The sequence below is a fragment of the Bifidobacterium biavatii DSM 23969 genome (genome assembly GCF_000741165.1).
GTDB classification, from domain to species: domain Bacteria; phylum Actinomycetota; class Actinomycetes; order Actinomycetales; family Bifidobacteriaceae; genus Bifidobacterium; species Bifidobacterium biavatii.
In genome coordinates this window covers 14,245-26,501 of sequence record NZ_JGYN01000002.1, presented here as the reverse complement: position 1 = coordinate 26,501, position 12,257 = coordinate 14,245, and the positions used below count along the sequence as shown (strand labels likewise).

Annotated in this window: 5 protein-coding genes and 1 riboswitch; of the genes, 3 read left to right on the top strand and 2 right to left on the bottom strand. The window is 58.8% G+C overall.

What is annotated here, in order from left to right; genetic code table 11:
* Window positions 1-17: 17 nt before the first annotated feature.
* The gene (locus BBIA_RS00430; protein WP_051923605.1) at window positions 18-632 is read right to left on the bottom strand and encodes an ECF transporter S component; all 615 of its coding nucleotides are present in this window, start codon (window positions 630-632) and stop codon (window positions 18-20) included.
* A 5-nt stretch (window positions 633-637) separates the two neighbouring features.
* A riboswitch (FMN riboswitch) is annotated at window positions 638-789 on the bottom strand.
* Window positions 790-1,101: 312 nt separating this feature from the next.
* On the opposite strand from BBIA_RS00430, the gene BBIA_RS00425 reads away from it, so the two are divergent.
* Both BBIA_RS00425 and BBIA_RS13625 read left to right on the top strand, forming a co-directional pair.
* Complete coding sequence (locus BBIA_RS00425; protein WP_033496199.1) at window positions 1,102-2,403, top strand: DUF4143 domain-containing protein; 1,302 nt, start codon at window positions 1,102-1,104, stop codon at window positions 2,401-2,403.
* A 225-nt stretch (window positions 2,404-2,628) separates the two neighbouring features.
* Window positions 2,629-3,138, top strand: coding sequence for an HTH domain-containing protein (locus BBIA_RS13625; RefSeq protein WP_081891746.1), 510 nt, complete (start codon window positions 2,629-2,631; stop codon window positions 3,136-3,138).
* A 265-nt stretch (window positions 3,139-3,403) separates the two neighbouring features.
* On the opposite strand, the gene BBIA_RS14025 is transcribed toward BBIA_RS13625, so the two are convergent.
* Complete coding sequence (locus BBIA_RS14025) at window positions 3,404-3,820, bottom strand: hypothetical protein (protein WP_152600654.1); 417 nt, start codon at window positions 3,818-3,820, stop codon at window positions 3,404-3,406.
* A gap of 376 nt (window positions 3,821-4,196) precedes the next feature.
* On the opposite strand from BBIA_RS14025, the gene BBIA_RS00415 reads away from it, so the two are divergent.
* Window positions 4,197-12,089 (top strand): cell surface protein, encoded by a 7,893-nt coding sequence (locus tag BBIA_RS00415; protein WP_238548391.1) that lies wholly within the window; start codon window positions 4,197-4,199, stop codon window positions 12,087-12,089.
* Window positions 12,090-12,257 lie beyond the last annotated feature (168 nt).

The following is a 12,257-nucleotide window of genomic DNA, read 5'->3' as shown; positions in this document are numbered from 1 at the left end:
CTACTGCGGAGAGGAGACTACTTGTCGAGCAGCGTGGTGATCGGCTTGTAGATGGCGAACGTGACCACGCCGTGGATCGCGAACTTGAGCAGGTTAAACGGCAGCAGGGCCGGCACGATGAGCGCGGCGACCTGTGCAACGGTCATGTGCGCGTAGATCGGCGTGACGATCAGGTTGCCGACGATCGCGATGATGAGCGCGCACACGGCGCCGGCGATCAGGCCGATCAGCGCGTTCTTGCGCGTGCGGTTCGCGCGGTAGATGAACGCGGCCGGCAGGGAGAGGGAGAGCGCGACGAGCACGGCCATGAGCGTGCCCCACGGGTCCATGAACAGGTGCGGCACGAAGCCGAGCACGCTCGCGATCGCGGCGGCGGCCGGGCCGAACGCGAAGCCGGCGATCAGCGCGACGATGCCGGACGGATCGTACTTGAGCCACTGGATGCCTGGAATGATGGGGAATTCGATGAAGCTGGTGGCCATGGCGAGCGCGACGAACAGTGCGTACATGGCGATGCGGCGCGTGGACCAGCGGCCGGAGTCGGCGACGCCGGTCGAATGCGCGGTGTCGGGGCGCGACGAGGTTGCGCTGACGGTGCTGGCGGAATTGGTGGTATGCGAAGAGACACTCATGCTGAGCTCCGTTTCTTCCATCCGGACTGTAACCGTTGGCCCCGGATTCTCACCGGATCAGCCGCTTTCGCGGGTCGCGGGCTTGCGCGTGGGGCCGTTATGAGGTCGGCCGGGCGTTTACCGCCAGTAAGGATTTTCACCTTCCCTGAAACTTACGTCCCCAACGTATACCCTCACCCGCGGATTTCGCGTCCGCCATATGCGAAACCTGTTCGCATGGTGGCGATGTCGGCACATCAGTGTGGTTGGCTCGTGGTGACGCATCGTGGTCAGCTGGGCGTAAAATCGATATTCGGATAGGCGTAAAATCAGTATCCATATTAGCGTAAAATCTATATTGAAAATGGCGTAAAATCGATACTATAGCGGATTTCAACAGGGGCTTAACTGCTGTGAAGCTTGGAAAGGATTGGAAATGAACGGTTTTGAGCGCAATGCGATCTCTCAAAACAGTACGCTGGATGCTGGGATGCACAGAGAATGGTCAGAGCTTACTCCCAGTGGATATCAGAATCGTGTCATTGATGATCGGTTGGGAAAGTTGCTGCGTGCGTTTGGCGCCGTGGAGATCGTTGGTCCCAAGTGGTGTGGCAAGACCTGGACCGCCCTTCGTCATGCGCGCAGTGCGGATCGGCTGGATGACGCGGCCACCTTTGACGCGGCGATGACGGATCCCTCGCTGGTATTGACCGGTGCAGAGCCACATTTGATTGATGAATGGCAGGATGTGCCTTCCGTGTGGGATGCGGCAAGGCGGCATGTGGATGAGAATGCGAACCACAAAGGACAGCTCATTCTGACTGGATCGTCGATGCCGAAGGATCGGACGGCGATTCATCATAGCGGAACCGGGCGCATGGCGAGATTGCGCATGTGGCCGATGAGTTTGTCGGAGTCGGGGGATTCTACGGGCGACGTCAGCCTGTCGTCGTTATTCGATGGAACGTTCTCGCCTGCTGAACGGCAGACGGACATCGCTGAAATTGCGCGATGGTGCTGCCGGGGAGGATGGCCTGCAAGTTTGGGCGTGGAAGACGAGTTCGCAATGGAGGCTCCCGGCGAATATATTGCCAGCGTGTTGGACGTCAGCGTACCTAAGCTGGGGAAGAATCCGCAGACGGCCCGAGCTCTGATGAAGGCTCTCTCCATGAACGTGTCGCAGGCTCCCACATATTCCACGCTGGCGACGGATATGTCTTATGGCGATGACGATCGTCGGCCGGATGAGCAGACGGTGAAGAATTATCTGGACATGCTTATGGACCTGTATCTGTTGACTGACCTTAGCGGTTGGGATCCGCCGTTGAGATCGAAGCGGCGGGTGCGTACCAAGCCGAAGCGGTATTTCGTGGACCCATCGTTGCCGGCCGCGATATTGGGCGCCTCGCCTCGCACGATGATGAGGGATACTCAGACCCTTGGAGATTTATTTGAGGTACTATGCCTGCGCGACCTCAACGTGTATTTGTCCGCGATGTCCGGAACAGGCAATCGCATTGCGTATTATCGCGACGAAAAGGGCTTGGAGGTTGACGTGGTGATCGAACTTGCCGACGGTAGATGGGGTGCAATCGAGATCAAGCTCAGCGATCTGAAGGTCACTGATGAGAATGCGGGCAAGCTGTTATCGTTCCGGGATAAAATTTGCGGTAATCCAGCGGCGCAAGTCCGTGAGCCTGAGTTCATGATGTTCCTTGTGGGTCGTGGCAAAAAGGCATATCGGCGTCGCGACGGCATTCTCGTCGTGCCTGTTGCCACATTGGGTGCATGATTGCGCTTGGGTGCATGATTGCGCGTGACTCGCGGACGGATAATGCCCCCTCGTCGTATTTTTGCCGTGCAGAGATGAGGATGCGCGGTGATGTGTCGGTTTTGGTTGGGATGGTCGCGTGTGTTGGTAGGATGACAACCATTGCAGTGAGGCTGGCCGGGCAGTCGGCGGGCTGGCGGGCTGTAACGATGGAGTCAAGAGCGTTGCGAGAGCTAAGGAGGCAAGTTGTCGGACGCGCAGGATGTTGAGCGGGATGCGTCGGGTCGCCGTCTCCGGTTTACCGACGAACAGCGGGCGTATTTGGAATCGCTGCCCGCCGTGGTGAGCGTGAGTGGCAACCGCATCGTGTTCCATCAGTGGTTCCGTGAGGATTTTCTGCGGCGCGTGGATGCCGGCGAAGGGCCGGTCGCGATTTTCCGTGCGGCTGGATTGGATCCGTCGATTGTCGGATACAAGCGAATCGAGCGCTGCACGTCGCGTTGGCGGCATGAGCGGGAGAAGGCCGTGGCGGACGGCGTTGACGAGGGGCTGGTGCAGGCACCAGCGGGTTCTGTGTCCGATGCGCCGGTGTCGGTGCCGGGTTCGGCGGCGAATCTGCTGTCGTTGGACGTGTGCAATCGGATGCTGGTCCAGCAGACGAATTACATCGATCGTCTGGAGCAGGAGAACGCCGATCTGAAGCGTCAGATCCAAGAGCTGCAGGTGATGCTGGTCTCGAAGGTTACGGTGTCGTAGCTTCGGCGTGTCGTATTGTCGGATCGCTCGGGGGTATGCTCAATTTTTGTGTGAGCGTTAACTGGCAAAGGTGCCTAGTTTCTCATTTCAGCTTGATTTCGCTGTGTTTTTGCCATTTTTTGACGTAATGTCAACCGTTCTATGCGTGTCGAATTTGACGATTTATATCGATGCTGTTACCCAACATTCGGGCATGATCTGTCCATATTTGTCATGGGGGGGGGGTTAAGTTGTCGACAGATTTCGCAGTGAGGAGAACCGTTCGCTACAACGAGAGGTGAGAGATGCGATTTGGCTTGAACAGGCGAAAGGATAGGAGCAAAAACGGCGCAAAGCCGCAGCGTTTCCATACTTTCGATCGCCGCAAGACCGTCGCCTCCCTTGTCGTTGCTGCCTTGTCCCTGACCTGCGCCATTCCTGCGCAAGCGCAGAATATCGATATCAGCTCGATCGTTAATTCGACAGTTTCGACAGTAAATTCGACAGTTGGGTCGAATGTCACGGTTATTTCCAACGGCAAAGTTGTCACCGACAACACCATCGTCTCCGCGGCCAACGAAATCGCCAAGAACGAAGTCGCCAAGAGCAAGGACAATGCGGCAGTCGATTCGAACACGTCGGGTACGGACTCTGCAACATCCACTTCCAGCAACGCCAACGGCAAAACCGGTGTGACGTTCAAGCAGAATTCCGCATTCCAGTCCGATTCCGCATTCTCCAACGATTCGTCCGCCCTGAACGGCACCGCCGGCACGGCGGGGGAGGGGAGCGCCCAGTCCGACGCGACCGCCGATTCCGAAGCCAAGACTGATTCGTTCGCATCTTCGGCCGACGGCAAGAAGACCGACGCTATCGATGCTGACGACACTGCCGACGCTGTGACAAATAACGGCAAGTCCGATACGACCGGCAAAACGGATACGGCCGACTCCGACAACAAGTCCGATGACGCTACTGCAAACGATGATACGACCAGCGATGAGTCTTCCGCTGCTTCCGATGCCAGCACTCAGGCTACCGTCTCCACCCTCGGCGGCCGCGACTTCGAAGGCCAAGTCATCAAGAAAATCAACGGCAAAACTTATATCCTCATCGGTAACGAACAGCAGCTGCGTGCCATTGGCTCGGATAAAAAAGTAACGCGCCCGGTTTGGCAAATCACACAGGAGTACAAACAGACCGGCACCGGTACTTTGGGCGTCCCCATCTACGGTTGGGTAGATGTTGCTGGTTCTAAGACGCAAATCTATGCTGGCGACGCTGACCTTAATGACACTTCGACATTGGATGATGGTGCCAGTGAGAAGAGTGATGAGCTCGGTGACATCCTGATCGTCAAGAAACGCGAACGATACGTTACCTTGGATGATTCTGGCAATGAAGTCGCTGCAAAAGGCCATGCCACCACAACGGGCGTGACCTACTCTTCCACGGCGAACTACATCGTCTTCCGTGACATTGATCTGTCCAAGAACGCAGCGGACACCAACAACACGAACTGGACCCCGCTCATGTTTTCCGGCACGATGGTCGGTGCGGTTGCGGCGGATGGCGATGTTCAGGGCAACCTCTTCGATCAGATCGCCGATGATGGTCTTGGCGTGAAAGACGGAAACGTTACGAAGCCCGTCATCAGCAATGTCGTCGTTCGCCAGACCGGCGAACTGGATACCCAGCATCAGCAGGGCATCGGCTTCTTTGCGTCAATCTCGCCTTCTACGACATTTGCGGCAGGCAAGCTGTTGGGGTCTGGGCACGTAACCGTCGCCAATCTCAAGCTCAGTGACGTCACTGTCTCAAACGAATCTTCGAAAGCGAAGGACAATACCACTCTTTTGGGTGCCATTACCGAGGGACTCGGCTGGATTCTCGACAATCTGCTGAAGCTTCTTCATATTGAGCTGAATCTTCAGAAGCTGCTGACATTGCATGCGGAGAATCCGTCCAATTTTGCTACCGGAGCATTTGCAGGTCGTATCTATGGAGACTCGCATGTCGTCGCGTGCGAGGTTGAGAATGTCTCGGTTTCCAATGTCAAGAATATGACGGGTGGATTCGTTGGCTATGCGGAAGGCTCCACCCAATATGATGTGGTCCTTTCCGGTACTTTGGGTGATCTGACTCAGCTATTGACCAGAATTCTCAACCTTATCCCATATCTGGGCGCTGGCGATTTGGTGAATTGGTTGTTGTCCGGCGTACTTGGACTGGATAGTCTCATCCCCACCGGATACGACAATCCTGTTATCTCCGAGTCCAAGGTCACGAATTTCAAGGCCGGCGTCACTCTGGGCAATGCTGATTCCGATTTTGCTGGCGGCTTCGTCGGCATGCAATCCGGTACGATCATCGAGAACTCGTCCGTTTCCAGCGAGGAAGCGTTCGCTGTTCGTGCGAACATGTACGCGGGCGGTTTTGCCGGCGTCACCCGTGACGGTTCGATCGGCGGCCTGCTCAAGTCGTTGGACGTGGATCTGCTGTCCCTGCTCAAACCGCAGAGCCTTATTCAGGGTTCGACGCTTACTGCCACAGGCGGCGTTCACGTGCAGGCGGTCTCGTACGCCGGTGGATTCTCCGGTGCGATGGCCAATTCGTATGCGGTGAATGACGGTGTATCCGGTACTGTCTCCGTGAAAGCTGCCAAGAACAAGGATACCGATAAAGACGAATCGTACGCAGGTGGTTTCACCGGCAAAGCGTCCGTCGGCTGGGCCCTTGATCTGGGCAGTGCTGATGATTCCAGCAAGACCGTGGTCAAGAGTGTGGTGAACCTCGTCGCCAATTTGCTGGAAGGCAAAGCACTCAACACCAATAATTCCGGTGATCTGCTGAGCCTTGCCGGCGTCAGCCCCTCCGCGATCCTTGGCACGCAGATGGACGGAACCATCGATGTCAGCGCCCAGGGCGATTATGCGGGCGGTCTCGTCGGTGCAGGTGACGGTACGGTGATCGGCGATTCCTCGGAGGAGCACCTTAAGAAGTTCGCGTTGTGGAAATACAACAATCCGCGCGCGTTCCCGACCTCGCGTTCGACATCCATCAAGGGCGTACGATCGGTGACGGCTGGTGGCTCATATGCCGGCGGCGTCGCAGGCTCACTGAAGCCGACTGCCGTTGCGGCTCTGCTCAACAGCGTTCTGGATATCAATGATGTCATCGGAACGATCACCGAGGAACTGAAGAAAGCCTTCAAGGATCTTCCTTCCACGCTCGGTGACAACAATCAGTTCGCAGCGTTCGAACTGTCGAACGTCACCATTGCCGGCGACAATACGGACGGTCTGAAAGTGTCGTCCGGCAGGCTTTACGCAGGCGGCGTCATCGGTTTCGCGACCGGCGGCAATATATGGAATGTGCCTCTGACGAATCTCGCCAGCGTTCAGGCGCAGGGAGAAGCCGGCGGCTATATCGGCTTCACCGGCCCGAGCGATACCGTGGGAACGCAAGGCATCAACCTTCTCGGCCTCATTCAGGTTTCCGGTCTGTTGTCGGTGGCGAAATTCTCGTCGGTCGAAGTTCGCCACGCGAGCGTTGCCGGCGTGGGGGAGGGGTTCACCGTCACCGCCACCGGCAAGAACACGGCCGGTGAGACCAACGACTACAACGCGGGTGGCTTCTATGGCCAGGCCAACAGCACCAAGACCATCGACGCGCATGTGACCAACCTCAAGTCGGTAACTGCCGATACCGAGCATGCCGACGCTACTGCGGGTGGTTTCGTCGGCTATTCCACCACCGGTGGATTGGCCGACGCGATCAACGACTCCGAAGACACCAGTCTGCTGCCGGGGCTGAAGGATGCCAAGCTGCTGTCCATTGACGGTCTGCTTGGTGCCGTGCCGTACCTGATCCCGAATTACAAGTACGTCGACGTCACCTATGTGAATGGCGGCTATGTGACCGGTGACGTGGCTGGCGGTTTCGCCGGCAGTCTCGAAAGCGGCAAGATCAATGTGTTTACCTCCGACGAGCTCAAGGAAGACGACACGCTTGCCGAGCTGCAGACCAAGGTCAAGGCCAGCCCGTGGGCGGTCATCAACATCGACCATGTGACCGGTGGTGCCTACGCCGGCGGTTTCGGCGGCAAGGTCGTGTCCGGAGCACTCGCCACGGCCGGCAAGGGCGGCATCAGTCTGCTCGGCAAACTCGGCACGGTCGATATCGCCAGCCTGCTGAGCCTCGTTTCCGGCTACGTGCCGTTTGTGCTGTACGCAGGAGTCAAGTCCGACCTTGATACGTTCAAGGCCGCTTCCGCCAAGCCTGATGCTGTGGACAAGAACGGTGATTACGGTTTCACCGTTTCCGCCAAGCGACTCGCCGGCGACGGCACCACCGATCTCAACGCCGGTTCCGCCGGTGGCTTCATCGGCTATGGTTCCGGCGTGCAGGTGAGCACGTCGTCCGTGACCCAGCTGCGTCGCACGACGGTCAAGGCGCCCAAGAATCTGGAAACTACCGATGCTGACGCCATCAATAAGACCTATCTCGGTGAAGGCAGCACTTACGCCGTGGATTCCGCACGGTATGCAGGCGGTTATATCGGCAAGATGGACATCGGTTCCACCGCCGCCGTGGGCGAGGGCCTTGACCTGCTCGGCGGCGCGGTGGACGTGAGCCAGCTGCTCAGCGTGTTCAACGTGGTCGTCTCCACCATCGAACATTCCGACGTGACCGGCGGCATCGGCGGCTATTCGGTGCGCTCCAGCACGGCCGATCACAAGAACGGCAACGACAGCGACCCGCTCGGCATGGCCGGCGGTTTCGTGGGCGACATTGAGGGCGGTCATATCCAGGATTCGAACGCGCACGAATTCGTCTACATCTTCGGCCAGGTGGCCGCTGGCGGCTATGTGGGTTCAATGCAGCCCGGTGCCGCGGCCAACGTGCTCGGCAAGGGCAGCGTACTGAGCCACATCGTCGATGTGACGAATGCGGTGTCCGCGATTCAGGACTTTGTGCCTACCATCCGTAACAGCTCCACTTATGCCGCGATCTGTGGAGGTGCCGTGCGCGCTCAGGCCGCATCCGACACCACCACCCGCCGTGGTATGGCGGGCGGCTATGTGGGGCATAACCGTGGCGGTCATATCTGGGGCAACAACAGCAAGGCATGGTCGAGCATCGCCGGAGCCGAGGTGAGTCAGCATGAGGCGTATGCCGAGCGCATCCGCAGCGTCTACGGCCACGAACTCGCCGGCGGTTTCACCGGATTCATGGAAGCCGCCGACACCGCCGACGCCGGCAGCATCTCGGTGCTGGGCAGCCTGCTCAAGATCACCGGCATCGTCAGCGCGCTTCAGCTGGTCTATCCGACCGAGGAACACACGCGCGTGACAGGTCCACTGCGCAACGTGAGCATCGACCAGTGGCAGACGTGGGTCGACAACATCGGCAAGTACGGCGCGTACGGCAAGGAATTCACCGACGTTGCCAAGGCTGGGAAGGCGAAGACCTTTGCGGATCAGGCCGCTCTCGATAAGTTCCTGAACGGTTACGTCTTCGGCTTCAACGTGGTCGCCGGCCGCGGTCAGTTTGCGGGCGATACGAATGCTCGTCAGGACTGCATCAAGGCCGCCAACAAACTGACCGGTAACGACCAGAAGAACGCGCTGGCGAAGTGCTACGAGTTGGGTGCGAACCTGCGCGACTCCGGCGTGGCCGGCGGACATGTCGGCCTCATGCGCACCGGTACGATCACCGACGGCCAGTCGCAGGACGTCAAGAACGTCACCGCGATGCGTGCGGCCGGCGGCTACGTCGGTTCGATGGAAGCCGGTTCGGTCGCCAAGTTTGGTAGCGTCGAACTGCTTGGTCTGGTCGATCTGGACCTCGGTTCACTGCTTGGTATGCCGCAGATTTTCGTGCCGGTCATCAAGTCGTCCAGCGTGGTCGGCTATCGCAAGGGCATGCGGGTCAAGGCGACCGGTACCGAGATTCTGTACGGTAACGGCAATGCCGGCGGCTACGTCGGCATGATGGTCGGTGGCCAGATCTGGGGTGATCGCGACCAGAACGGCGACGAACTCAAGAAAGACTCTCAAGGCAAATATCCGACTGCCGCTGGTGCCAACGTGTCCAACCTGCGCAAGGTGTCCGGCACCAACAACGTCGGCGGTTACGTGGGACTTGCCGTCTCCGGTTCGACCGCGGACGTGGACACCAACGCCTCCGAAGGCTTCCTGCAGACCGTGCTGAACTCCCTGATCAACAACGCGAACCCCGCGCACCTGGTGAACCTGCTGCAGGCCACGGTCGTGACCATTCGCGGCGCACACGTGAGCGCGGATGATAAGGCATGGGGATACACAGTCGAGGGCAAGTACACCCTGACCACTGGAACCGGTGTCTCGGCTGTGCCGACCACCAAATATGCGGTTACGGCAGGCGGCTTTGCGGGTTCGCTGCAGGCCGCGATCCTCGGCGACCGTAACTCCGCCAAGGGTTCCGGCACCGCGGCGGACACGTCCAACGATCCGTCCGAGAACACAGTGTCCGATCTGCGAGCCGTCGAAGGTGGCCAGTACGCCGGTGGCTTCTTCGGCCTTGCCGACGTGTCGTCCGTCGCCTCCGTGGGCGGCGGCACGTCCGGCACCACCGGAGACACGAATCTGGTGCTCAAGCTGCTCAAGGTCGGCAACGTTGGCGTGCTCGAAGCGTTCCGCACGTTCATCTACGACGGTCGAGTGACCGGCGTGGCCGACGGCATCCAGGTCAAGGCGCACGATTCCAACACGTCCGGCCTCCTCGACTCGACCCGCTTCACCGGTTCCGCCGGCGGCTTTGGCGGTGGCCTCATCAATGGTTCCGTCAAGAAGTCGAGCGTCACGAACCTCAACAGCGTCACCGGCCTGAACTACACAGGCGGCTTCATCGGCCACCTTGGCAAGTCGGGCACGGTGGATGTCAGCAAGGTTAAAGGGCTGAACTCCGATTTGGTGGGCCTGACCGCAGGCATCCTCGACATCTGGGGATCGCACGTCGAAGACGCGACAGTGACCGGTATCAGCGCCGGTTTCACGGTGACGTCAACGCACGAAGGCCAAAATTACGGCAAGACCGAATCGTTGGATGACGACAAGAACCGTCATGGCGCCGAGATCGCTGGTGGCTTCGCCGGCTATGCCGATCTTGCGCGCATGTCCAATTGCAAGGTCGTCGGGTTGAAAAAGGTGACCAGCAGCGAGATGGCTGGCGGTTTCGCAGGTCGCACCAGCTACGCTGATCTGATCAATGCGGGCATCAATTCCAAACTGGTGGATGCGCTGCTCCGATTCCTCATCAACCCGTTACTCAAGATTCTGTACGTTAGTAATGCCCAGAATCTTACGAACAAGCTTGCCGAGTTCAAGAAGAATAATCTTTCGTGGCTGATCAAGTTCATCGATCTGGACATCCTCGCGAACGGTAACTTGATTTACGTCAATCTTCTCGGGCTGAAGATCAGTATTGGACTGAATAAAAACGACCCGAACAACAAGATGGATGACACTGCGATCATCCAAATTGGTGATTCCAAGATTGAGGTCGCCTGCTCTGAAGCGAACGGCATTGCCCCTGAAGCGGTGAAGAACGTCAACGTGCAGCTCATCAAGGCTAACCGTACGAAGATCGCCGGCTCCTCTGTACAAGGCATCGCCGATGGTTATGACGTGTTTGGCGGAGGAGCCACCCAGGAATCCGATGGTACGGATAACCTCGCAACCGGCTATGCCGGCGGCTTCGTGGCTTGGAACGACTATGGATTGCTCGAGAACGATGACATGACCTATGCTGACACGATCCGCGGCACTGCGGGATTGGTCGGTCCGTTCACAGGCAAGACGAATTACGAGTCCTCGTACGGGTTCAACGATCAGTACAGCATCGAAGGCAGCGGCACGGATATTCTCGGCCAAACGACGCAGAACACGTACCACATCTACCGTGACGTGCCGTGGAGCTGGTCGTACGCGCTTACCAAGGACAAGAAGCAGTTCACGTTCGGCTCGCACATGGACGACGGCACCGGTTCCACCGGTTCCGAAGGTACCAGCGGCGTGCTGAAACTGCATCTCAACCGGTACGACGTGGCTCACCTTCAGTACAAGAAGGAGAAAGGTCAGCTGGTTGAGGAGCCGTACATCAAGCAGTTCGCCGACTACAAGGATGCGCTGGTGTCCAACAATGTGGGCGGCGTGAACGATCCTGACGAGAACGGCGCGAAGAAGTCCAAGTTCATGAACGTGTATGTGTCGGCGGCGGAGGCGGTGCTCATGCTGAACGTGGCGGTCACGGACAATACGAGCGGGTTGACGCCGGAGCCGGACGATGGTCAGGATCCGTGCGGTTTGGACGGATGCCAGTCGATCGATCTGACGCTGCGCAAGGTGTGGGACGACAATGGCGGCCGTGCTGTGGAACGTCCCAAGTCGGTCACGCTGCGCATCACCGCGACCTATACGGACGCGAGCGGCAATGTCGTGACGCCGGCCAACATCTACTGCCCGACGGATGACTGCGCTACCGGCAGCAATCCGACCGAGAACCCGGATTCCTACACCAAGCAGGGCAACCCGTGGAACGTGACGCTGAGCGCGGACGACGCTTCCGCCGCGAACGGCAACACGTGGCGCAAGGTCGTCAAGAACCTGCCCATCGCGGTTCAGGACGATGGCGGCACGATTCACCCGTACACATACACCGTGCAGGAGATCGCCGTCACGTATCAGGGCAAGGACCCGGTGCGCGACTACGACAAGACGCCGACCGACGCGGGATACCACGTGACCGTTGCGTACGACAGCAAGGAGTACGTGGCGACGGTGACGAACGCGCCGTGGAAGATGCCCGACACCGGCGGTCACGGAGCCCTGTGGCTTGCCGTGTTCGCCGTGACACTGCTCGGCCTCGGCACGGCATGGTACGTGCGCGACGGTTCGCGTTCGAGAAAGCGAGGACGTCATGTCATGTAGATCATGTGACGCCGCCGCGTGCGGTCCGTAATCGCGTGCGATGGACGTGTCCGGCAAGGATTACGACGAGCACGACGAACGCCCCGATACGGCACGGCAACAGATTTTCCGTCGCTTTGGCGGCAGGCAACAGAAATGTCCAAACTGAGGCAAACCGGTTCGACCGGA

What these genes read in the sequence shown, in the direction of transcription:
- BBIA_RS00430 (WP_051923605.1), bottom strand. Translation starts at nt 632, where the DNA reads ATGAGTGTCTCTTCGCATACCACCAATTCCGCCAGCACCGTCAGCGCA.
- BBIA_RS00425 (WP_033496199.1), top strand. Translation starts at nt 1,102, where the DNA reads ATGCACAGAGAATGGTCAGAGCTTACTCCCAGTGGATATCAGAATCGT.